Annotated in this window: 17 protein-coding genes; 9 read left to right on the top strand and 8 right to left on the bottom strand. The window is 64.5% G+C overall.

Annotation, left to right across the window (positions count from 1 at the left end; translation table 11 throughout):
* Window positions 1-68 precede the first annotated feature (68 nt).
* From ABSY17_RS25325 to ABSY17_RS25315, 3 genes are all read left to right on the top strand, one after another.
* Window positions 69-731: a YggS family pyridoxal phosphate-dependent enzyme gene (locus tag ABSY17_RS25325; RefSeq protein ID WP_378953015.1), complete on the top strand. Its 663-nt coding sequence runs from the start codon at window positions 69-71 to the stop codon at window positions 729-731.
* An 81-nt stretch (window positions 732-812) separates the two neighbouring features.
* Window positions 813-1067, top strand: coding sequence for a type II toxin-antitoxin system Phd/YefM family antitoxin (locus tag ABSY17_RS25320; RefSeq protein ID WP_378947133.1), 255 nt, complete (start codon window positions 813-815; stop codon window positions 1065-1067).
* A gap of 1 nt (window position 1068) precedes the next feature.
* Window positions 1069-1470: a type II toxin-antitoxin system VapC family toxin gene (locus ABSY17_RS25315; RefSeq protein WP_378947131.1), complete on the top strand. Its 402-nt coding sequence runs from the start codon at window positions 1069-1071 to the stop codon at window positions 1468-1470.
* A 100-nt stretch (window positions 1471-1570) separates the two neighbouring features.
* Here ABSY17_RS25315 and ABSY17_RS25310 read toward each other — a convergent pair whose 3' ends face one another.
* On the bottom strand, window positions 1571-2677 hold the full coding sequence (locus tag ABSY17_RS25310) for a branched-chain amino acid ABC transporter substrate-binding protein (protein WP_378947128.1): 1107 nt from the start codon (window positions 2675-2677) through the stop codon (window positions 1571-1573).
* Between the two features lie 216 nt (window positions 2678-2893).
* Between ABSY17_RS25310 and ABSY17_RS25305 the strand changes: the two genes are divergently transcribed.
* Window positions 2894-3940, top strand: a complete 1047-nt coding sequence (locus ABSY17_RS25305; RefSeq protein WP_378947125.1) for an aldo/keto reductase — start codon at window positions 2894-2896, stop codon at window positions 3938-3940.
* Between the two features lie 27 nt (window positions 3941-3967).
* Here the strand turns inward: ABSY17_RS25305 and ABSY17_RS25300 are convergent, their stop codons facing one another.
* The gene (locus ABSY17_RS25300) at window positions 3968-4240 is read right to left on the bottom strand and encodes an usg protein (protein WP_378947122.1); all 273 of its coding nucleotides are present in this window, start codon (window positions 4238-4240) and stop codon (window positions 3968-3970) included.
* A 311-nt stretch (window positions 4241-4551) separates the two neighbouring features.
* Here ABSY17_RS25300 and acs point away from each other — a divergent pair, with 311 nt between their 5' ends.
* The gene (gene acs, locus ABSY17_RS25295) at window positions 4552-6507 is read left to right on the top strand and encodes an acetate--CoA ligase (RefSeq protein WP_378947119.1); all 1956 of its coding nucleotides are present in this window, start codon (window positions 4552-4554) and stop codon (window positions 6505-6507) included.
* Between the two features lie 308 nt (window positions 6508-6815).
* Here acs and ABSY17_RS25290 read toward each other — a convergent pair whose 3' ends face one another.
* The 4 genes from ABSY17_RS25290 to ABSY17_RS25275 all read right to left on the bottom strand — a co-directional run bounded on the left by ABSY17_RS25290 (window position 6816) and on the right by ABSY17_RS25275 (window position 9608).
* Window positions 6816-8189, bottom strand: a complete 1374-nt coding sequence (locus tag ABSY17_RS25290) for a hypothetical protein (protein WP_378947116.1) — start codon at window positions 8187-8189, stop codon at window positions 6816-6818.
* A gap of 256 nt (window positions 8190-8445) precedes the next feature.
* On the bottom strand, window positions 8446-8895 hold the full coding sequence (locus ABSY17_RS25285) for a thermonuclease family protein (RefSeq protein ID WP_378947113.1): 450 nt from the start codon (window positions 8893-8895) through the stop codon (window positions 8446-8448).
* A 61-nt stretch (window positions 8896-8956) separates the two neighbouring features.
* Window positions 8957-9226, bottom strand: coding sequence for a PepSY domain-containing protein (locus ABSY17_RS25280; protein ID WP_378947110.1), 270 nt, complete (start codon window positions 9224-9226; stop codon window positions 8957-8959).
* Window positions 9227-9395: 169 nt separating this feature from the next.
* The gene (locus tag ABSY17_RS25275) at window positions 9396-9608 is read right to left on the bottom strand and encodes a DUF1674 domain-containing protein (protein ID WP_378947107.1); all 213 of its coding nucleotides are present in this window, start codon (window positions 9606-9608) and stop codon (window positions 9396-9398) included.
* A gap of 113 nt (window positions 9609-9721) precedes the next feature.
* Here ABSY17_RS25275 and htpX point away from each other — a divergent pair, with 113 nt between their 5' ends.
* The 4 genes from htpX (at window position 9722) to purH (ending at window position 15731) form a co-directional block, all read left to right on the top strand.
* On the top strand, window positions 9722-10669 hold the full coding sequence (gene htpX / locus ABSY17_RS25270; protein ID WP_378947104.1) for a zinc metalloprotease HtpX: 948 nt from the start codon (window positions 9722-9724) through the stop codon (window positions 10667-10669).
* Window positions 10627-12069: an RsmB/NOP family class I SAM-dependent RNA methyltransferase gene (locus ABSY17_RS25265; protein ID WP_378947101.1), complete on the top strand. Its 1443-nt coding sequence runs from the start codon at window positions 10627-10629 to the stop codon at window positions 12067-12069. The genes htpX and ABSY17_RS25265 overlap by 43 nt, the downstream gene beginning before the upstream one ends.
* A gap of 82 nt (window positions 12070-12151) precedes the next feature.
* Window positions 12152-13882, top strand: coding sequence for a heparinase II/III family protein (locus tag ABSY17_RS25260; protein ID WP_378947098.1), 1731 nt, complete (start codon window positions 12152-12154; stop codon window positions 13880-13882).
* 232 nt (window positions 13883-14114) lie between these two features.
* Entirely contained in the window at window positions 14115-15731 is a 1617-nt protein-coding gene (purH, locus tag ABSY17_RS25255) for a bifunctional phosphoribosylaminoimidazolecarboxamide formyltransferase/IMP cyclohydrolase (RefSeq protein WP_378947095.1), read from the top strand.
* 254 nt (window positions 15732-15985) lie between these two features.
* Here the strand turns inward: purH and ABSY17_RS25250 are convergent, their stop codons facing one another.
* Both ABSY17_RS25250 and ABSY17_RS25245 read right to left on the bottom strand, forming a co-directional pair.
* Window positions 15986-17350 (bottom strand): MFS transporter, encoded by a 1365-nt coding sequence (locus ABSY17_RS25250; RefSeq protein WP_378947092.1) that lies wholly within the window; start codon window positions 17348-17350, stop codon window positions 15986-15988.
* Window positions 17351-17478: 128 nt separating this feature from the next.
* Complete coding sequence (locus ABSY17_RS25245; protein WP_378947089.1) at window positions 17479-22272, bottom strand: NAD-glutamate dehydrogenase; 4794 nt, start codon at window positions 22270-22272, stop codon at window positions 17479-17481.
* Window positions 22273-22317: the final 45 nt, after the last annotated feature.

The raw sequence follows: 22317 nt of genomic DNA, 5'->3' as shown, positions 1-22317 counted from the left end.
CACCATGGATTCCCGGACCCGTCAACTCCGACTGGCCGGAGCCGGGCAAAATGCAGCAGGGCGATGGTATGGAAAGTTCGGTCGAACAGCTAGCGCTGGTGAAGCAGAAGATAGGCGCGGCAGAGCGCGAGGCCAACCGCCCGGCAGGCTCCGCCGTGCTCGTCGCGGTGTCCAAGACCTTCGATGCCGAGCACATCCGCCCCGTCATCGAGGCCGGCCAGCGCGTCTTCGGCGAAAATCGCGTCCAGGAAGCACAAGGCAAATGGCCTGAACTGAAGGCCGAGTTCCCCGACATCGAATTGCACCTGATCGGCCCGCTGCAGTCCAACAAGGCCAAGGAGGCCGTTGCCCTGTTCGACGTCATCGAGACGGTCGACCGCGAAAAGATCGCAGTCGAACTGGCCAAGGAGATCGAGAAACAGGGCCGCGCCCCGAAGCTCTTTGTGCAGGTCAACACTGGCTCGGAGCCGCAAAAGGCCGGCATCGAACCGCGTGAGGCTGTCGCATTCGTCAAGCGCTGCCGCGACGTTCACGGCCTCGCCATCGAAGGCCTGATGTGCATCCCGCCGGCCGAGGAGAATCCCGGTCCGCATTTCGCCCTGCTCGAAAAGCTGGCGCGCGAGGCGGGCGTCGAAAAGCTGTCGATGGGCATGTCCGGCGACTATGAGATCGCCGTCGCCTTCGGCGCCACCAGCGTACGTGTGGGTTCGGCGATTTTCGGCAGCCGATAGAGGTGCCATCACCACGGCTCAGTTGAGTGGAACGTCGTTCTTCACTATATTCTGGCTAGCCAAGCTAGCCAGGTGATGACGATGAACTGGCATCTGCAGGACGCCAAGAACAATTTCTCCAAGCTGGTCCAGCGCGCCCGAACGGAGGGGCCGCAGACGGTCACCGTGCGCGGCGAACCGGCCGTGGTCGTGCTGTCGGCTGAAGAATACGAGAAGCTGGTGGGCAAACGGAAATCGCTTGCCGAGTATCTGCTGTCCGGTCCGGTTTGGGATGAAGAGTTTGCGGCAGAGGTGGAGCGCCGTTCGGACACGATGGTCCGCGATATCGAGTTTTGATATGTATCTACTTGATACGAACATTGTCTCCGACGTCCAAAGACGTCTGCCCAAACCCACGGATTGGCTTGCCTCCATCGACCCGTATTCGGTCAATTTGAGCGTGATCACCATCGGCGCGATCGAACGCGGTATCGTCAAGCGACGGCAGCAGGACGCCGAGCGGGCGAAGCCGTTGGAGCTTTGGTTGTGCGAGCTGCGTCATGAAAACGCGGATCGAATTCTGCCGATAACAGAAGAAATAGCGCTGGCTTGGGGCCGACTGACTGCTGGCCGGACAAGAGGCAGTGCCGATACGCTCATTGCCGCAACATCGCTGGTTCACGATCTGGTTCTTGTGACGCGAAACGTCGCCGATTTCGAGGGCATCGGCCTTCCGCTGCTGAACCCCTGGACTCTCTAGGCCTGCCGGCACTGTGTGAGCGTGGACTAAACATTCATAGGCGCAAGCAAAAAGGGCCGGGATTTGCACCCCGGCCCTCTTGAAAGAAATTCTCGCCGGCCTATTCAGCCGCGACGATCTTGCCATTCTCCCACTTGAACAGCGAGAAGCTCGGCGAGGTCAGGTCGCCGCTTGCGCCATAGGTCAGATTGCCGAGCGCGGTGGCGATCGGCTCGCCCGACTTGAGGGCTGCGGCAACGGCTGCCGTGTCGTCGGCCTTGCCAGCCTTCTCGATGCCGGCTTTCAGCACCTCGACCGCCGCATAGGCGTTGAGCGTGAAGGCTTCCGGCGGAATGCCCTTGTCCTTCAGGATCTTCACGGCATCGGCGGAAGCCTCGCTCTTCAGCGCATCGGCGGCATTGGTGAACAGAGTGCCGGCCGCGGCATCGTTGGCGATTGCCCAATACTCGGTGTTCGACAGCCCCTCGCCGCCGATGATGACGACCTTGATGCCGCCATCGTGCAACTGGCGGGCCAGCAGGCCGCCCTCGGGGTGATAGCCGCCGAAATAGATCACATCAACATTGTCGGCCTTGAGGCGAGTGATGAGCGCCGAGAGGTCCTTCTCGCCCGGCGTCAGCGAGTTGTACTGCACTTCCTGCAGGCCGCCGGCATTGATCGCCGCCTTGAAGGCATCGGCCAGGCCCTTGCCGTAGGTGCCCTTGTCGTTGATGACGGCGACGCGCTTGTCCTTCATGTTCTTGAGCACGTAGGCGGCGGCGACTTCCGCCTGCTGGTCGTCGCGGCCGCAGGTGCGAAGCACGTTGGTAAGACCCCGGGTGGTGAGGGCCGGTGCGGTCGCGGTCGGCGTCACCATCAGGATACCGTTCTCGGCAAAGACGTCGGAAGCAGGAATCGCCACGCCCGAGGTGACGGGCCCGACAACGTACTGCACGCCTTCGCCGACCAGCAGGTTGGCGGCCGAGACACCCTGCTTGGGGTCGCCCGCGTCGTCGGCAAATTTCAGCACGACCTTCTCGCCAAGGATGCCACCCTTTTCGTTGATGGCGTCCACGGCCGCCTGCGCGCCGTTCTTGACCTGGTCGCCATAGGCCGCGACCGGTCCGGTGAGCGGCGCGACGAGGCCGATGGTGATGTCGGCCCACGCAGCCGATACGAATGCAACAGAAGCCGCGAGCGTGACGCCCGCAAGGGTTTTCATGTTCATGGCGTATCTCCTCTAGAACCCCCAAAGGGTTCGGCGGAAGTCCTCGTGCCGGGATACGCCTCCCGGCGGCGCCTCGCAACCGGCCGCGCCGCCCCGTGACTTGAATTGATTTGTGCCCGCCGGCCGGCACGCCCCCGAAAATCGCCCTGCCGGCATTTGAAACCGCAGGCACCAGCCCCACATGCACTATATGTTCCAAACACCTGGAGCGAGCCGATGCGCTACAACCAGCTTGGAAATACGGGGATGTTCGTCTCCGAAATCTGCCTCGGCACCATGACGTTCGGAACGGGGGGCGAGAATGTGCACTGGGGCGCCATCGCCAGTCTCGGCCAGGACGGGGCCGACGCCATCGTACAGCGCGCGCTCGCCGCCGGGGTCAATTTCTTCGACACGGCCGATGTCTATTCGTTGGGACAGGCCGAGCGCATCCTCGGCCAGTCGCTGCGCAACCTCGGCGTCAAGCGGCAGGATGTCGTCATCGCCACCAAGGTCCACGGCGCAATGGGCGACGGGCCAAACCAGCGCGGTTCCTCGCGCGGCCACGTCATGGATGCAGTCGATGCCAGCCTCGAGCGCCTGCAGACTGACCACATCGACCTCTATCAGCTTCACGGCACCGATACGGTAACGCCGATCGACGAGACGCTCGGGGCGCTCGACGACCTCGTTTCGAGCGGCAAGATTCGCTATGTCGGCGTATCGAACTGGCAGGCGTGGCGCATCGCCAAGGCGCTGGGTATTTCTGACAAGAATGGTCTTGCCCGCTTCGTAACCGTCCAGGCCTATTATTCCATCGCCGGCCGCGACCTCGAGCGCGAAATCGCGCCCCTGCTCGACCAGGAAAAGCTGGGCCTGATGGTCTGGTCGCCGCTTGCCGGCGGGCTGCTCTCCGGCAAATACGGGCCCGGCGCACCCGGCCTTGGCGCGGGACGCCGCGCCACCTTCAACTTCCCGCCAGTGAACGAAGACCGCGCATGGGCCGCGGTCGCGCTGATGCGCGAGATCGCCCAAAAACATGGCGTCTCAGTCGCCACGGTCGCGCTCGGCTATGTGTTGGCCAAGCCTTTCGTGATGAGCGTCATCCTCGGGGTGACCCGCATGGACCAGCTCGAACAGGATCTTGCTTCGACCGAACTCAAGCTTGACGAGGACGATCTGGCGCGCCTCGACGCGGCCAGTGCGCTGCCTGCCGAATATCCCGGCTGGATGGTCGAGCGCCAGGGAATGGGAAGGCGTCCCGCTCCATTCACGCCGCAGTGACCGACGCTTGGCGCGGGCCGCGGCGTTTCAATGCAGCTGGAACTCGCCGTCGACCTTGCGCCATTCGTTTGGCGCAATCAGCTTGCGATGGGTGTAGTGCACCGAGTGCAGCGGACCGTCGAGCTTGGCGCGCCAGAATTCGATGAAGCCGAACAGGTTGGGGAATTTCGGGGCGAGATCGTAGTCCTGCCAGATGAAGGTCTGCAGCAAATGGGGGTGATCCGGCAGGTGATAGAGAATTTCCGCCGTGGTTAGGCCGTAGCCCTTGAGCATAAGTTCCAGTTCAGAAGCGTCGCGCATCGCAAACCTTCCACAGCGAACGGTTCCTCCACGGTCAAAGCCTGCGCAGCCAAGGTTGACCATCCGTTAAAAAAACGAAAGCCACAATCGATAGTTCCGTAAATTCAGACATTTAGCAGCCACCTGGCCGATCTGCTGACAGTCGGGCAGTCTCTGCGGCCTGCCGCAGCGCAATGTCGCGACACAAATCCAAGGTCTAATATTGTGGTGCGCCGGGAATTGATAATAATGCGCCCAACGCGCGGCACAGGTGCCGCCATCCGCCGGCAATGACAAAGTGCCGGCTCGTCTTCCGGGAGGAAAGGAAAAAAATGTCCGAAGCCCGTGTCCACCGCGTCCAGCCGGCGTGGAAGAAGAATGCGCTCATCGACAACGAGACTTACCTGAAATGGTATGCCGATAGCGTCAATCACCCCGAGGCATTCTGGGCCGAGCATGGCAAGCGCATCGACTGGTTCAAGCCTTACACCAAGGTCAAGAACACCTCCTTCACCGGCGACGTCTCGATCAAGTGGTTCGAGGACGGGCTGACCAACGTCTCCTACAACTGCATCGACCGCCACCTCGAAGAGCGCGGCGATCAGGTCGCCATCATCTGGGAAGGCGACAACCCCTACGACGACAAGAAGATCACCTACAACGAACTGCATGAGCGCGTGTGCCGCCTCGCCAATGTGATGAAGAAGCACGGCGTCAAGAAGGGCGACCGCGTCACCATCTACATGCCGATGATCCCCGAAGCGGCCTATGCGATGCTTGCCTGCACGCGCATCGGCGCCATCCATTCGATCGTCTTCGGCGGTTTTTCGCCCGACGCGCTCGCCGGCCGCATCGTCGACTGCGAATCGACCTTCGTCATCACCGCCGACGAAGGTCTGCGTGGTGGCAAGGCGATCCCGCTCAAGGAAAACACCGACAAGGCGATCGACATCGCCGCCAAGAATTTTGTCATGGTCAAGAACGTGCTGGTGGTGCGCCGCACCGGCGGCAAGACCGGCTGGGCCAACGGCCGCGACCTGTGGTACCACGACGAGGTCTCGAGCGTTGCCGCCGAATGCGAGCCCGAACAGATGAAGGCGGAAGACCCGCTGTTCATCCTCTACACCTCGGGCTCGACCGGCAAGCCCAAGGGCGTGCTGCACACCACCGGCGGCTATCTCGTCTTCGCCTCGATGACCCACCAGTATGTATTCGACTACCAGGACGGCGACATCTACTGGTGCACGGCCGATGTCGGCTGGGTCACCGGCCACAGCTACATCGTCTATGGCCCTCTCGCCAACGGCGCCACCACGCTGATGTTCGAGGGCGTGCCGAACTACCCGTCGCCCTCGCGCTTCTGGGACGTGGTCGACAAGCACAAGGTCAACATCTTCTACACCGCGCCCACCGCCATCCGCGCGCTGATGGGGGCGGGCGACAACCATGTGACCAAGACCTCGCGCAAGACGCTGCGCGTGCTGGGCTCGGTCGGCGAACCGATCAACCCGGAAGCCTGGGAGTGGTATTTCAACGTCGTCGGCGAACAGAAGGTGCCGATCGTCGACACCTGGTGGCAGACCGAGACCGGCGGCATCCTGATCACGCCGCTGCCCGGCGCCACCGACCTCAAGCCCGGCTCGGCAACGAGGCCGTTCTTCGGGGTGGTTCCCGAACTGGTCGACAACGAGGGCAATATTCTCGAAGGTGCTGCCGACGGCAATCTGTGCATCGCCGATTCCTGGCCGGGCCAGATGCGCACGGTCTATGGCGACCACGAGCGCTTCATCCAGACCTACTTCTCGACCTACAAGGGCAAGTATTTCACCGGCGACGGCTGCCGCCGCGACGAGGACGGCTACTACTGGATCACCGGCCGCGTCGACGACGTCATCAACGTATCGGGCCACCGCATGGGCACGGCGGAAGTCGAGTCGGCGCTGGTCAGCCACGACAAGGTCTCGGAAGCCGCCGTCGTCGGCTATCCGCACGACATCAAGGGCCAGGGCATCTACTGCTACGTCACCTTGATGAACGGGGTGGAATGGTCCGACGACCTGCGCAAGGAACTCATCGCCCATGTCCGCAAGGAGATCGGCGCCATCGCCTCGCCCGACAAGATCCAGTTCGCGCCGGGCCTGCCCAAGACGCGTTCCGGCAAGATCATGCGCCGCATCCTGCGCAAGATCGCCGAGGACGATTTCGCAGCCCTCGGCGACACCTCGACGCTGGCCGATCCGGCTGTCGTCGACGATCTGGTCGAAAACAGGCAGAACAAGCGGACCTGAACCTGGCTACCCCCTCGTGCCACCGGTGCGAGGGGATGCGGCCATTGCGAACTTGCAAAAGCCACAAAGGCACCCCACCTTGTGCCGGTGTTCAACGAACTGAAAGGAGGTGATCCGATGTCGAGTGATTTCGTTTTCCAGAACGTGGCCTCAGCGGATTGCCCTTTCGGGAAGCAGTCTTCCCGCTAAGGCGCGCGACGCGCGGCCGGTGACCTCAGAGTCACGGCCATGAGCCGCGTCTGGACGGAAACACGGAAGGCCGCGCTTCGCAGGAAGCGCGGCCTTTTTTTCATGTCGGTCTGGTTCCGCTACTGCGTCAATGCCAGCTGTTCGATGTTGCGGGCGATGGCTTGGAAGGCCTCATCGAGTTCGGCGCCCGTCGCCGCCTCGAAGTAGCGCTTCATGGAGCCGGAACCCGGCGACGCGCAGTCCTTCATCGTCTGCTTCGCCGCCGCGTTGTCGAGCTGGAAACCGACCGTGAAGATCTCGATGCCCTTGTTGCGCATTGCCTTGCACAGGGTGGTCGCGGCCGTTCTGGGGGCCTGCTTGCCATTGTCGTTGTAGACCTCATCCGAGGTGGAGGCGTCGAAGTAGGAAAGGTTGAACTCGCCGTCCGTCATGAGAATGGCAACCTTGGTGACATCTTTCGGATCGGCCTTCGCCGGCCGCTCCGAGGCCTTCATCACCTGGCCCCAGTTTTCCGAAAGCGTGTACCAGGCCCACTGGATGCCGATATGGCCTGCGGTGCCGCCGGAGGCCACGTAGCTCTTGATCGAGGCTTTCAGCGCCGCGCTGTCGGCAGTGAGCGGCATGAGCGTCGCAGCGGGACAGGTCGTAGTGCTATTTTCCTGTGCGTATTTCGTCAGCAGGTAGTCGCGATTGACCATCGCGATATCGGGCCCGGCATCGGTGTATTGCTCGTTGCCCTTGCGTTCGGTGGCGCAATTGTCGGGCCGCGGCGAAGCGGAAGCCAGCTTCGAGTCGTACATGCCCGGAGCCTGCTTGCGTTCGCTGCCCTTCTGCTCGACGAAAACCGTACTTTGGGCGAGCGCCCCGACATTGATGGAGTTGGCATAGGGCACCAGTGAAACACGCACGCGGGGATTGGCGGCGTCCTGGCCACCCAGCAGCTGGTCGACCGCATTCTGGGCCGCCTTCTTGAGATCACCGATCTTGTCGGTCTTTTTGGTCGCCTTCATCGACCCGGTGACGTCGAGCATCATCGCCACCTCGATCTTCTTGTTCGAGTAGAGCGACGCTGTCGTGGCCGTCACACGCTGACGATTGGCGGTGCCGAAGAGCGGGAAGTAGACGTTGACATCGATATCGGCGGTCGCCTCGACCGTACCTGCCAGCCTGTCGACGAACACGTTGCGCAGCACCACCTTCTCGCCCGGCGCCAGCAGCCGCGCGGCGTTGGCCTCGAGAAAGGCCCTCACCATGGTATCCGCATCCTCGGCCTTGATCTTGCCGGTAGTCAGGTCCCGCGCTGTCGAAGTCACGGCGGCATCGACCGCGTGCTTGAGGCCCGACTTGACGTTGTAGAGCTGTGCGATGTTGATGCCGAAGCCGGCCGCCATCGCCAGCATCGAGACGGTGAGGCCGCCGAGGATCGCGAAATTGCCGCTGGCATCGCCTGCCAGGTCCCTTGCTGCCTGTACGAGATTCCGAAGTCGCCGCATGTCCCACCCTCCAGTGCCGATGCAAGGAGCGGTGCAGGAATCCGGCCGGACTCCCGCCTCAGGCGAGGCGGGTCAGGCGACAAATCGTCAAGGCATTGATTTTTATCGACTTCGTTCGAAGCGATGGTAAATGGATGATTAAGCTTGGTGCGCGACGCCGGCTTTCTTCACCATCTGCTCACCATGATCGCCATGACCGACATATGCGGGACGGCGGCCCGCCCCATTCTGGTGCGCCATACCGTGCCAAAACGGGTCAGCCGCACCAGCCTTGCCGCTTGCCGCCGCCATAGGGTCGCGCCAATCCCTGGTCGAGCATCGCGGTCGCCACGGTCTCACCCGCTTCGGTGGCGACATCGGCCAGCACGCGGCCGTAATATTTGGCGCCGCCGATGTTGGAGAGCGAGATCGCTCCGCCGGCGACCAGATCCGACAAGGCCGCACGCGCCCTGAGCGCTGCCTCGCGCTCGGCCCGGCAGCGGCTTTTCATTTCTGGTGCATCGATGCCACGAACGCGAATATTCACCCGCAAGGTCTGCCCCGGCCAGATCTCGGCCTCGGCGAGCAAGGTGTCGCCGTCGAGCACCTCCAGCACCCGCGCGCTGACGGGGCCGGCGAAATTGTTGCGACGCTTGGCCATGGCTGGAGCAGGCGCGGCGAGCAGGGCAAAGACTACCGCCGATAGTGTGCATACCTTGAAAGACATCGAATCCATTCAAGGTATTTATTCCTATTTATGGCCATATGCAACCCGGCAGACCACCCGATCACCGCCTGTGATCGCCGCTGATCGCGTCGATCTTGAGTTCCACCTTGGCATTGTCGGTCGTGTAGTAGGTCACGTCGTAATAGCCGTCGGTGTTCCATTCCGCGCTGGAAATGAAGCGGAACTGGCCGCGTTGCTCGATCTTGGCAATGATGTCGGAAAGCTTGAGGGCCTTGTCCGAGGGAACGGGCGGCTCTCTCGTCTGTGCCTGCGCTTGACTGGCTGCCAGGACAACAGCAGCCACAACTGCCAGAACCGTTGATTTCTTCATGACCGTCCCTTTCACGCAATGCGGGAAAACGAACGATCCTCGATTTCGGTTCCACCAGAGCGCCGTGCGTCCGAAGAGACGCACAAAGGACACTCCAGATTGTTGGTTCTGCGCATCGAGCTTGCCGAAAAGCGGTGCCGATTATTGGGCCGATGCGCTGGCCATGCGGTCAAAAATCGCTGGTCAGGCCCTTCACTTCCCAGTCGCCGTAGCGCCCGGGCTCCTGGCCGCCGCGGCCGCCGATCTCCCTTGGCAGCTTGGCCTCCTGGGCGCGATAGGCTTCGCGCCGCGCCTCGGCTTCGGCCAATGCGCGCTTGGCTGCCGGCGACAGTTCCTTCGGCTGCTGTTCGTCCTGGGGGACCTCAGGCTGGGCGTCGTTCATGGGAATCCTTCGCCGATGATTGAAACGGATCGTTGGCTCTCCCATCATATAGAGAAAGCCGGCGCAAGCTGCGACCTCGCGCGGCTATATCGCGCGGCTGCATGGAGTAGACAATGAATATGATGCGGACGGCAATGCTACTGGCGACCATGACGGCGCTGTTCATGGGCGTCGGCTACCTGATCGGCGGCACCGGCGGCATGACCATCGCCTTCCTGATGGCGGCGGGCATGAACCTGTTCAGCTACTGGAACGCCGACAAGATGGTTCTGCGCATGAACAACGCCGTCGAGGTCGACGAGCGCAACGCACCCGAATACTACGCCATCGTGCGCGGCCTGGCCGCCAATGCCGGCCTGCCGATGCCCAAGGTCTTCCTGATCGACAATGATCAGCCCAACGCCTTTGCCACGGGCCGCAACCCTGAGAATGCTGCGGTTGCAGCCACCACCGGCCTGCTGCAGCGCCTCAGCCACGAGGAAGTCGCAGCCGTCATGGCCCACGAACTCGCCCATGTGCAGAACCGCGACACCTTGATCATGACGATCACGGCGACCATTGCCGGCGCGATCTCGATGCTCGGCAATTTCGCCTTCTTTTTCGGCGGCAACCGCGAGAACAACAGCAATCCGCTCGGCATCGTCGGCGTGCTGGTGGCGATGATCGTCGCTCCCTTCGCCGCCATGCTGGTGCAGATGGCGATCAGCCGGACGCGCGAATATTCGGCAGACCGGCGCGGCGCCGAGATCTGCGGAAACCCGCTTTGGCTGGCCTCCGCACTTGACAAGATCGCCCGCAACGTCGAACGCATCCACAACCCCGAAGCCGAACGCAATCCCGCCATGGCTCCGCTCTTCATCATCAATCCCCTATCCGGCGAGCGCATGGACAATCTCTTTTCGACCCACCCCAACACCGAAAACCGCATCGCCGCATTGCAGGCGATGGCACAGGAAGGCGTCGGCCGTCCCGCCGCGCAAAAGGCACCGCAGCCGGCCGCACGATCGGGCGAAGGTCCGTGGGGCCGCAAACCTTCCGGGCCGAAGGGCCCGTGGTCGTGACGGGGGAAAAGCGCGACCGCCAGCCGAACCGCACGCGCCCCGGCAACAAGAAGAACGCCAGACCCGACGCAGCACCCGCCGCTCCCGGCCTTGCCGCGCGCATGGCCGCAGCGCGCCTGCTTGCGGCAACCATCGACGCCAAGACATCGCTCGACGGCCTGACCGACCATGAGCATGGCCATCCGCAGTTCCGCGCGCTCGACATGCGCGACCGTTCGCTGGTGCGCGCCATCCTGGCGACCGCGCTGCGCTACCGCGTCACCATCGGCAAGCTGATTGCGCGCCGGCTGGAAAAGCCGCTGCCGGCCAACGCCACCGTGCTGTCCCACATCCTGCACGTCGCCGCCGCCCAGATCCTGTTCCTCGACATTCCCGACAGCGCAGCCGTCGATCTCGCCGTCACCCATGCCAAGTCCGACCCGCGCACGGTGCGCTTCTCCGGCCTCGTCAACGGCGTGCTGCGCGCGCTGGCCCGGGCCAAGGCCGCCGAGCTGCCTGTGATGCTGGCCGAGACCGACGACGCGCCCGAATGGTTCGTCGAGCGGCTTACCGCCGCCTACGGCGCCGCCCAGGCGAAAGAAATCCTGGCCGCCCATCGGCTCGAAGCGCCAGTCGACTTCACCGTCAAATCCGATCCGGCGAAATGGGCCGAGCAGCTCGGCGGCGTCGTCCTGCCGACCGGTTCGGTGCGCATCGAAAAGCTGTCCGGCGCTGTCTCCGACCTGCCCGGCTTCGCCGAAGGTGCCTGGTGGGTGCAGGATGCCGCCGCCGCCCTGCCCGCGCGCCTGTTCGGCGACATCGCCGGCAAGCGCGTCGCCGATCTTTGCGCGGCACCCGGCGGCAAGACCGCCCAGCTGGCGCTCGCCGGGGCAAAGGTGACCGCTGTCGAAGCCTCGAAGAACCGGCTCGCCCGGCTCGCCGCCAATCTCGACCGGCTCGGCCTCGACGCCGAGAAGGTCAACGCCGACCTGCTCGCCTACGAGCCGGTGGAGAAGTTCGACGCCGTGCTGCTCGACGCGCCCTGCTCGTCGACCGGCACCGTGCGCCGTCACCCCGACGTGCTCTGGACCAAGTCGCCCGCCGATATCGCCAAGCTCGCCGACGTCCAGCGCAAGCTGCTCGACGGTGCGGTCTTGCTGGTCAAGCCCGGCGGCAGGATCGTATTCTCGAACTGCTCGCTCGATCCACAGGAAGGCGAGGCGCTCGTCGCAGGCTTCCTCAGGGATCATGCGGGCAAGGTCGAACTCGATCCGGTTCGGGCTGACGAAGTGGCCGGCATCGCCGAATTCGTGACAGCCGAAGGCTTCCTCCGAACCACGCCGGCCGGCCTCCATCTCGGCAATCCCGCGATCTCAGGCCTCGACGGTTTCTTCGCCGCGCGCTTCAAACGCCTCGCCTGAGGCGTTTACGAAAAATTCACCCTCGCGCAGGCCTTTGAAAACACCTAACTTGGCCGCGGGGTACAGCACGTCTGGAGGGACATTGTCGATCGCGGCGGACGACACGACGCGCCTGTGGGGGCTCGTTGCCAGGGAGCTTTGGCGAAAGACGCGCCAGCGCCTGCGTGCCGGCGCGATCTATCGCTGGCGCTATTCCGGCCGCACGCCCGAACGCGTGCTCATCGCCCCGCCCGACCTGCGCCTTGCCGATCCGCAGATCGCACTGGAAATCTATTACGGCCGCTTCCCGCTGTCCGGCCATCTCGTCGAGACCGGCGGCCAGTCGCCCTTCCTCGTCGAGGTGCCCAACCGCGGCTGGCAGCGCAGCCTTCACGGCTTCCGCTGGCTGCGTCACATGCGCGCCGCCGGCACCGAACTCGCCGCCGCCAATGCGCGGGCGCTGGTCTCCGACTGGATCGCCATGCACGGAAACCGCATCGCCGGCACGGCATGGGAGCCCGCCACCACCGCCAAGCGCATCATCGCCTGGCTGCAGCATTCCTCGGTGGTGTTGCAGGGCGCCGAATTCGCTTTCTATCGCGCCTTTTTGCGCTCGCTCGCCATGCAGATCCGCTACCTCAAGTCGATGGCCCGCGAGATGCCCAACGGCAAGGACCGGCTCAGGGCCCGCATCGCGCTCGCCTTCGCCGCCCTGTCGTTGCCGGTGCCGGCCGCCACGCTGCGGCTGGCGACGCGCAGCCTCGCCGATGAACTCGAGCGCCAGATCCTGCCCGACGGAGGCCACATCTCGCGCAATCCGATGGTGGTGCTGGAAATCCTGGCCGACCTTCTGCCGCTGCGCCACACCTATGCCAACCAGGCCGAACAGCCGCCGGCAGCACTGATCAACGCCGTCGATCGCATGTTGCCGGCCCTGCGCTTCTTCCGCCACCAGGATGGCAGCCTCGCCCGCTTCAATGGCATGGGCGCCACCATCCACGACCGCATCGCGGCAATCCTGCGCCATGACGACACCGGCGGCGCGCCGCCGCTGCATGCCACCCATTCCGGCTACGAGCGCCTTTCGATGGGCGGCACGACCATCATTGCCGACACCGGCGCACCGCCGCCCATCGACGTGTCGAACCATGCCCATGCCGGATGCCTGTCCTTCGAGATGTCGTCGGGCCGCCAGCACTACATCGTCAATGCCGGCGTCGACACCTATGGCATCGCCGAGCTCAGGCCGCTGGCGCGCGCCACCGCCGCCCACTCGACAATCACCATCAACGACACCTCGTCGGCCAGCTTCTCGCATTCCGATCGCGTCAGGGGCCTGCTCGGCAGCCCGATGTTCGACGGGCCGAGGTCGGTGCCCTCAGAGCGTACCGACAAGACGGGCATTCAGGGTTTCATCGCCCGCCACGACGGATATGCACGACGCTTCGGCCTCTACCACGAGCGTGAGATCTCGCTGGCTGCCGGCGGCAACATAGTGTCGGGTTGCGACCGCATCCTTCGCGGCGGCAACGCGCCGATCCGGAACAACGGACGCGACGACATCGCCATCCGGTTCCACGTCCATCCCGACGTCCAGTTGTTCCGCGACCAGAAGGAGCGGCTGGTGCTGACGGGCCCCGACCTCGACACCTGGGTCTTCACCTCGGCGAACGTCCCCTCCGAAGTCGAGGAATCGATCTATTTCGCCGGGCTTGGCGGACCGCGCCGCTCGCACCAGATCGTGCTGTCCTTCAAGGCCTCGGAAATCTCCGAGGTCCACTGGCAATTGTCCCGCACGCGCATCATCAGCCGCATCGAAAACGACCGCGCCTGACAGCGAAGCGACGCGACATGCTTTTCGGGCCGGGGGAGGCGTAGGAGCCCCAAAAACAGGCCGGCGGGTCTCGGCGAAAAAGACCTTTTTCAAACAAAATCTTAGCGCCTCGCCCGCCCCCTATCGGGATCGGGCGGGCCCAGTTGCAGCGCCGAAAACCTTGATTTCCGGGGCTCATGTGCTAGGCCGCGCGCGAGCAGCCCCACCCACCCAGCTTTGAAAGGCCCCGCCCATGGCCGTCGCTTCCAAGAAGATTCCCGCCCCCGATCTCGTCCCGATCCGGCGCGCCCTGCTTTCGGTGTCCGACAAGACCGGCCTGATCGGCTTCGCCCAAAACCTCGCCAATCTCGGCGTCGAGCTGGTCTCGACCGGCGGCACGGCCAAGAGCATCGCCGCCGAGGGCATCGCCGTCCGCGACGTCTCCGAACTGACCGGCTTCCCCGAGATCATGGACGGCCGCGTCAAGACGCTGCACCCGTCGGTTCACGGCGCGCTTTTGGGCGTCCGCGACGATCCCGAGCACGTGGCCGCGATGTCCGAACACGGCATCCAGCCGATCGACCTCGTGGTGGTCAATCTCTATCCCTTCGAAGAGGTCCGCAATTCGGGCGCCGACTACGCCTCGATCGTCGAGAATATCGACATCGGCGGGCCGGCCATGGTCCGCGCCTCGGCCAAGAACCACGCCTATGTCGCCATCGTCACCGATCCGGCCGACTACGCCCAGGTGCTCGAGGCCATCACCGCCAACAATGGCAGCCTGCCGCTCGCGCTGCGCAAGAAGCTCGCCGCCAAGGCCTTTGCCCGCACCGCCGCCTATGATGCGGCCATCTCCGGCTGGTTCGCCGAAGCCCTTGAGATCGAGACGCCCGACTGGCGCGCCTTCGGCGGCCGGCTGCAGAGCGTCATGCGCTACGGCGAAAACCCGCACCAGACGGCCGGCTTCTACCTGACCGGCGACAAGCGCCCCGGCGTCGCCACCGCGACCCAGCTCCAGGGCAAGCAGCTCTCCTACAACAACATCAACGACACCGACGCCGCCTTCGAGCTCGTCGGCGAATTCGATCCGGTCCGCACCGCCGCCGTCGCCATCATCAAGCACGCCAACCCTTGCGGCGTTGCCGAGGGCGCCACGCTGAAGGCAGCCTACGAAAAGGCGCTGGCCTGCGATCCCGTCTCGGCCTTCGGCGGCATCGTGGCGCTGAACCGCATCCTCGATGCGGAAGCCGCCGAGGAGATCGTCAAGATCTTCACCGAGGTCATCATCGCCCCTGATGCCACCCCCGAAGCCCAGGCCATCGTCGCCGCCAAGAAGAACCTGCGCCTGCTGGTCACCGGCGGCCTGCCCGATCCCGATCGCGCCGGTGTCGCGGTCAAGTCGGTTGCCGGCGGCCTGCTGGTCCAGTCGCGCGACAATGCCGTCGTCGACGGCCTTGAACTCAAGGTCGTCACCAAGCGCCAGCCGACGCAGCGCGAGCTGGAGGACCTGAAGTTCGCCTTCCGCATCGCCAAGCACGTCAAGTCGAATGCCATCGTCTATGCCCGCGACCTCGCCACCGTCGGCGTGGGTGCCGGCCAGATGAGCCGCGTCGATTCGGCCCGCATCGCCGCCCGCAAGGCGCTCGACGCTGCCGAGGCCGCCGGCCTTGCAGAGCCGCTGACCAAGGGCTCGGTCGTCGCCTCCGACGCCTTCTTCCCCTTCGCCGATGGCCTTTTGTCGGCGGTCGAGGCGGGTGCAACGGCGGTCATCCAGCCGGGCGGCTCGATGCGCGACGACGAGGTCATCGCCGCCGCCGACGAGCATGGCATCGCCATGGTCTTCACCGGTGTCCGGCACTTCAGGCACTGAGGGTTTTTACCCTCCCCCTTGTGGGGAGGCCTATAGCATGTGGATGCCTTGAGGGGGGTTGACCGACTTTGTACCCCCACCCCTAACCCCTCCCCACAAGGGGGAGGGGGACGATTTCATCGCCGCTACCACCAGATTCGTCGAAGATCAGTGCTGGCGCCCTGCTCCAAAGTCCCCTTCCCCCTTGTGGGGAGGGGTTAGGGGTGGGGGTATCTTCAAACGCGATTGCCCTCCCCTTGCAGGGAAGCCGCCTCTCACTCCTCCCCATCCGCCGGATAGGGCGTGCGCAAGAGCACCAGAAGCCCCACGACAAAGAATGCGATGATCATCGCCATGCCGAGGCGCGGCGAGCCGCTCGCCGCCGTGACGGTCGCGACCAGAAACGGAGCGACGAAACTCGTCGCCCGGCCCGACAGCGCATAGATGCCAAAATAGCGCCCTGCCTCCTCGGCCGAGACGCTGCGCGCCATGTAGGAGCGCGACGAGGCCTGCACCGGCCCGAAGGCGATGCCGACCAGCAAACCGAAAGCGATGTAGGCCTTTTCCGCCGCCGTGCCGAACAGTCCGTCCGTATCCTCGCCCGGCATCTGCCACAGGCCGAACAGCGTGTAGCCCGGTCCGGTCGAGACGATGCCGACGGTGGCGACGGTCAGCAGCACCAGTGAAATCAGCACCACTGTCTTGGAGCCGAAGCTCATGTCGAGGCGGCTGGCGACGAGGCAGCCGAAGATGGCGACGACATTGAGGATGATGCCGTAGATGCCGATCTCGGTGATCGACCAGCCGAACATCGCCGCCGCAAAGGCGCCGCCGAGCCCGAGCAGCGCGTTGACGCCGTCCTGGTAGATCATGCGTGCCACTAGGAAGCGGAAGATGCCGCTGCGCTTGCGCACCTCGCCCAGAGTCGAGCGAAGCTCGGCCAGCCCGACGCGTACCGCCGGGCGGATCGCCAGGCCCTTGCTGCCATCTGGAGTGAAGAAGAACATCGGCAGAATGAAGATAAAGTACCAAACCGCCGCGATCGGACCGGTGGCGCGGGCGTCCTCGCCAAGCTTGGGATCGAGGCCGAACAGCGGCTCGGCGCCGATGATGGTCCTGCCAGTCTCGGGCGATGCTGCAAGGATCGCGACGACGAAGATCAGCACGATCATGCCGCCGAGATAGCCGAGTCCCCAGGCAACGTTGGAGACCTTGCCGATTTCCTCCTTGGAGACCAGGCGCGGCATCATCGAATCGTTGAAGACGATCGAGAATTCCGCCGCCACCGAGGCGAGCGAGAACAACAGCACCACCGGCACCAGCGGCGAGCCGGGTGCTGCGAACCACAGCATGCACAGGCAAAAGATCTTGATCGCGGCGAAGAAGGCGATCCACGGCTTGCGCGGGCCGGTCTGGTCGGCGATCGAGCCCAGCACCGGCGACAATATGGCGATGACGAAGCCGGCGGCAGCGATACCGTAGCCCCAGGCCGCCTGCCCCATCGCCGGATCGGTCGCCATGCGCGCGACGAAATAGGGCCCGAAGATGAAGGTCGTGACGACGGTGAAGAACGGCTGCGCCGCCCAGTCGAAGAACATCCAGCCCCAGATGCCGCTTCGCGGCGCGCGTCCAGCAACCATTGTCTCGGCCATCATCTCCCCCGCACGCGTCGTTATTGCGCGTGGCCTGACCATAGCGTGCGAGCCTTGCACGATCCTTTAGAAAAAGGCCCGCCGCGGCGATCGCGGCAGGCCAGATCGGAGTGCGGTCACCGCGCCGAAAGATCGCTCATCAGCCCGGCAGCCACCGTCAGCCGCGACACGGTGATGTCGCCGCCTTCGGTCAGTGCCTGAAGACGCTCGCGGATGCGGCCGATCCGCGCGCCGCCGGCTTCGAGCCATGCAGCCACCGGATCGGCGGCGTTGCCGAAGCCAGCCAGGGCTGCGACCGCGATGCCGCGCCTTGCCGCGCCGATCGTGTCCGATGCGCGCGACAGCGCCAGTCCCTCGTAATAGTCGGACGTCGCAATCGAATTTGCGGCATCCTCGATGCGCGGAATGCGGAAAGCTTCGCTGACGCCGAAGAACGCCTTGGCGGCATCGACGATGTCGGCCATGGCCGTCTTGGCCACCAGTGCAATATCCGGCACCATCTCTCCGACCTCGAGCAGCGACAGCCGTTCCGCCAGCTTCTCGGGCGCGCCGGCCGCGACAAAGCCTGCCTTGCGCCGCTCGATGCGATCGCGCGTGAAGGCGGGCACCATGCCGGCGAATTGCTGCTCAAGAGCGGCACGCGCGCCCTGTAGCTCGGCGATGCGGCTGGCAAGCGGCGCATCGCCATGCTCGTTCCTCAGATACCAGCCGCCGGTAGCGAAGATCAGCCGGCTCACCGCCTGATAGAGGTCAAGCTGCGTCGTGCCGTCGACGATATTGTCGAGCGCATCGATCTCGGCATAGAGCGCCGGCAGTGCAAAGCCATCGCGCACCACGGCGAAGGCACGCGCCACGTCTGCCGCCGTGCGGCCGCTCGCTTCCTGCAGCCGGTTGACAAAGGACGGACCACCACGGTTGACGAGATCGTTGACCAGAACACGCGTGATAATCTCGCGGCGCAGCCTGTGCCCGGCGATTTCAGCCTCATACTTCTTCGCCATGCGCGCGGGGAAGTAGCCCATCAGGTCGCGAGCGAATTGCGGGTCGTCGGGCAGGTCGGAGGCAACGATGTCGGAGAACAGCACGATCTTGGCGTAGGCAAGCAGCACGCCAAGTTCCGCCCGCGTCAATGGCTCGCCGCGTGCCTCGCGCTCGGCAAGGGCTGCCGCATTGGGCAGGTTCTCGACTGCGCGGTCGAGCAGCCCACGCGCCTCGAGCGCACTCATGAAGCGGCCCTGATAGGCGATGTCCTGCAGGCCGCGGTGGCTGGCCAGCGACAGCGCCAGCGTCTGCTCGTAGTTGTTGGCGAGAACGAGCCCTGCGACCTCGTCGGTCATCTCGGCCAGCAGCTTGTTACGCGCCGGCCGCTGAAGCGTGCCCTTGCGCATGGCCGACGCCAGCGCGATCTTGATGTTGACCTCGACGTCGGACGAATTGACGCCGCCCGAATTGTCGATGGCGTCGGAATTGCAGCGCCCGCCCTTGAGCCCGAACTCTATGCGTGCCCGCTGGGTCACGCCGAGATTGGCGCCTTCGCCGACCACCCTGGCGCGCACCTCGGTGGCGGTGACCCGGATTGCATCATTGGCGCGGTCGCCGACCTCCTGGTTGCTTTCGCTGCTCCCCCGCACATAGGTGCCGATGCCGCCGAACCACAAGAGATCGACCGGCGCGCGCAGGATGGCAGTCATGATCTCGACCGGCGAGGCGGTCGTCTTGTCGAGCCCGATCGCCGCCGCCGCCGCATGCGGCAGCGTCACCGACTTCTGCGCCCGCGAGACGATCACGCCGCCGGCCGAAAGCTTCGACTTGTCGTAGTCCTGCCAGCTCGAACGCGGCAGGGCGAACATGCGCTTGCGCTCGGCGAACGACGCAGCTGCATCCGGGTCCGGATCGATGAAGATGTCGCGATGGTCGAAGGCCGCGACCAGCCGCGTCTGCTCCGAAAGCAGCATGCCGTTGCCGAACACGTCGCCCGACATGTCGCCGACGCCGACGACGCTGAACGGCGTTTTCTGGATGTCGCGGTTCATCTCGCGGAAATGCCGCTTCACCGCCTCCCAGGCGCCACGCGCGGTGATGCCCATCTTCTTGTGGTCGTAACCGGCCGAACCGCCAGAAGCGAAGGCGTCGTCGAGCCAGAAGCCATGCTTTTCGCTGATGCCGTTGGCCGTATCGGAGAACGTCGCCGTGCCCTTGTCGGCGGCAACCACGAAATAGGGATCGTCGACGTCGCGCCGCACCACGCCTTTCGGCGGCACGACATGGTCGCCGTCGATATTGTCGGTGATCGACAGCATCGAGGAGATGAAATTGACATAGGCCGCCTTGCCCGCCTCGAAGACGGCGTCACGGCTGACGCCCACGGGCAATTGCTTCGGGAAGAAGCCGCCCTTGGCGCCGACCGGCACGATGACGGCATTCTTGACCTGCTGCGCCTTGACCAGCCCCAGCACCTCGGTGCGATAGTCCTGCGCACGGTCCGACCAGCGCAAGCCGCCGCGCGCCACCGAGCCGAAGCGCAGGTGCACGCCCTCGACCTCGGAGCCATAGACGAAGATCTCGCGCCATGGCCGCGGCTCGGGCAGGCCGTCGATGCCGCGCGAGTCGAGCTTGATCGCCAGGGACTGGCCTTTTTCCTTCTTGCCGGCGACGAAATGGTTCGTCCTGAGCGACGCCTCGATCAGGTTGACGTAGCGCCGGATGATGGTGTCGTCGTCGATATTCGGCACCGCCTCCAGCGCATCCCTGATCTTGGCCTTGAGGTGCTTGGCGGTGACCAGCCCTTCCTTTTCCTGCGCCGGATCGAGCCGCGCGAGGAACAGTTCGTGCAGCCCGCGCGCGATGTCGGGATAGCGGTTCAGCGCCGCGGCGATGAAATCCTGGCTCTGCGGAATGCCCGCCTGCTGCAGGTAGCGGCCATAGGCGCGCAGGATGACGATCTCGTTGGAGCCGAGCCCCGCCGTCTGGGCCAGTGCGTTGTAGCCGTCATTGTCGGCGTCACCTGTCCATACCGACAGGAACACCTGCTCGAACAACGCGCCGTTGTCCTTGAGGTCGACCGGCTGGCCGTAGGCGTTCTCCAGTTCCATGTCGTGGATGAAAATCTGGTCCTGGCCCTTGTCGCCGAGCTCGAAGGTGCGCTCGCTGATGACGCGGAAGCCCATGTTCTCGAGCAGCGGCACGCGCCGCGACAGCGCTACCGGCGCGCCATGATGGTAGATCTTCAGGGACGCCTGTTCCGGCGTCTGGCCGGTATCGCGGTAACAATCGATGACGATCGGATTAGCGGCATCGATCTTGGCGATCCGCTCGGCATCGAGCAGGGCCGTCGCCGGTGAGAAGCTATTGCGATAGTTTTCCGGAAAACGGTTCGCGACGCTGACCAGCGATGCCGGCGAGCCGGCAGCTGCCGAGGCTTCGCGCAGACCGTCCTCCCAGGTGGTGACGATGTCGCGGATCGCCGCCTCGATGGCGGCCTGTTCGACCTTGGGCGTCTTGCCGCCGGAGCGGCCGATGATGAAATGCACGCGCGTCAGCCCACCTTCCGGGAAGGCCGGGTAGTAGGCCGAAACCCGCCCCTCGAAGACCGTCTTGAGATAGGCGCCGATCCTTTCGCGGACGATCGAATCGTAGCGGTCGCGCGGCACGAAGACGAGCACGGAAACGAAGCGGTCGAACTGGTCGACCCGCACCAGCGCCCGCACCCGCGGCCGCTCGACCAGCCCAAGGATCGCCTCGGCATGCTTGCGCAGTGTCGGCACCGCGATCTGGAAAAGCTCGTCCCGCGGATAGGATTCCAGAACGTTGATCAGCGCCTTGCCGGAATGATCGGCGGGATCGAAACCGGATTTGTGGATCACCGTCTCCGCCTTCGAGCGCAGATAGGGGATCTTCATCACCGAGCGCGTGTAGGCAGTCGAGGTGAAAAGGCCGACGATGCGCAGTTCGCCTGAAAGCTGCCCCTTGGCATCGAAGGTCTTGACGCCGATGTAGTCGAGATAGGCGCGGCGGTGCACCGCCGACTTGGCGTTGGCCTTGGTGACAATCAGCGGATCCGGCCCGTGCAGGAAGGCCCTGATCTCCGACGTCGTCGACGTCGCATCGACGGTATCGCGGCGCAGCACCAGCACATCGGGGTCGGCGAGGATGCCAAGGCCCGGCTTGTCGGCGCGATGGAGCATGCCGCTCTTTTCGCCACCCGAATATTCGAACTCGCGCATGCCCAGGAAGGTGAAGTTGTCGTCGCGCAGCCATTCGAGGAAGGCGATGGCCTCGGTTACCGCGTGTCTGTCGAGCGGGATCGGCGCGTAGCGGAATTCGGAGATCGCCTGGTCGAGCCGCGCCAGCATGGGCTTCCAGTCGGTCACAGCTGCTCGAACCTGGCCGAGCAGCTTGTCGAGCCGCTCGCGCAGGGTCTCCGCTGCGTCCTTGCCGAGTTGCGCGATATGGACGTGGATCACGCTTACCTTGTCAGCGGCCTGCTCACCCTTGTGGCCGCCACCATCGCTGACGATCTCATCGACGCCGCTACGGCCGTGGCGCACCGCGATCACCGGATGGGTGACGAGCACAGGTTCGCCAGCGGCGTCGGTGATCTCACCGATCACCGAATCGAACAGGAAAGGCATGTTGTCGTTGACCACGGTCACGACCGTCACCGGCCTGCCATGGCGAATGACGCCCGCGTCGGTCTCGATGTCGATCACCGACGACCCCTTACGGTGCTTGAGCACGGCCTGCTCGGCCAGATGTGCGGCGCGTTCGAGCATGCCGGGCCCGTAGCCGGCCAGATCCTCGGCCGGGGCGCGGGCAAGCAGGAGTTCGAGCAACTGCGGCGCCTTGACTGGGGATTTCGAGGAAGAGGTTGCCTTGGCGGATTTCGCCGTGGACTTCACAGATGCGGCCATGACGTCAGTTTCTCCATCCCGTCATATGCTTTTGCGGTCATCGTA

It is taken from the genome of Mesorhizobium sp. ANAO-SY3R2, from assembly GCF_042466635.1.
Taxonomy (GTDB): domain Bacteria; phylum Pseudomonadota; class Alphaproteobacteria; order Rhizobiales; family Rhizobiaceae; genus Aminobacter.
The sequence above is the reverse complement of the archived record's forward strand: the minus strand, read 5'-3'. Positions and strand labels throughout refer to the sequence as shown.

What these genes read in the sequence shown, in the direction of transcription:
- ABSY17_RS25300 (WP_378947122.1), bottom strand. Translation starts at nt 4,240, where the DNA reads ATGCGCGACGCTTCTGAACTGGAACTTATGCTCAAGGGCTACGGCCTA.
- ABSY17_RS25275 (WP_378947107.1), bottom strand. Translation starts at nt 9,608, where the DNA reads ATGAACGACGCCCAGCCTGAGGTCCCCCAGGACGAACAGCAGCCGAAG.
- ABSY17_RS25250 (WP_378947092.1), bottom strand. Translation starts at nt 17,350, where the DNA reads ATGGTTGCTGGACGCGCGCCGCGAAGCGGCATCTGGGGCTGGATGTTC.
- ABSY17_RS25315 (WP_378947131.1), top strand. Translation starts at nt 1,069, where the DNA reads ATGTATCTACTTGATACGAACATTGTCTCCGACGTCCAAAGACGTCTG.
- purH (WP_378947095.1), top strand. Translation starts at nt 14,115, where the DNA reads ATGGCCGTCGCTTCCAAGAAGATTCCCGCCCCCGATCTCGTCCCGATC.
- ABSY17_RS25290 (WP_378947116.1), bottom strand. Translation starts at nt 8,189, where the DNA reads ATGCGGCGACTTCGGAATCTCGTACAGGCAGCAAGGGACCTGGCAGGC.
- ABSY17_RS25305 (WP_378947125.1), top strand. Translation starts at nt 2,894, where the DNA reads ATGCGCTACAACCAGCTTGGAAATACGGGGATGTTCGTCTCCGAAATC.
- acs (WP_378947119.1), top strand. Translation starts at nt 4,552, where the DNA reads ATGTCCGAAGCCCGTGTCCACCGCGTCCAGCCGGCGTGGAAGAAGAAT.
- ABSY17_RS25325 (WP_378953015.1), top strand. Translation starts at nt 69, where the DNA reads ATGGAAAGTTCGGTCGAACAGCTAGCGCTGGTGAAGCAGAAGATAGGC.
- ABSY17_RS25310 (WP_378947128.1), bottom strand. Translation starts at nt 2,677, where the DNA reads ATGAACATGAAAACCCTTGCGGGCGTCACGCTCGCGGCTTCTGTTGCA.
- htpX (WP_378947104.1), top strand. Translation starts at nt 9,722, where the DNA reads ATGAATATGATGCGGACGGCAATGCTACTGGCGACCATGACGGCGCTG.
- ABSY17_RS25280 (WP_378947110.1), bottom strand. Translation starts at nt 9,226, where the DNA reads ATGAAGAAATCAACGGTTCTGGCAGTTGTGGCTGCTGTTGTCCTGGCA.
- ABSY17_RS25320 (WP_378947133.1), top strand. Translation starts at nt 813, where the DNA reads ATGAACTGGCATCTGCAGGACGCCAAGAACAATTTCTCCAAGCTGGTC.
- ABSY17_RS25245 (WP_378947089.1), bottom strand. Translation starts at nt 22,272, where the DNA reads ATGGCCGCATCTGTGAAGTCCACGGCGAAATCCGCCAAGGCAACCTCT.
- ABSY17_RS25285 (WP_378947113.1), bottom strand. Translation starts at nt 8,895, where the DNA reads ATGTCTTTCAAGGTATGCACACTATCGGCGGTAGTCTTTGCCCTGCTC.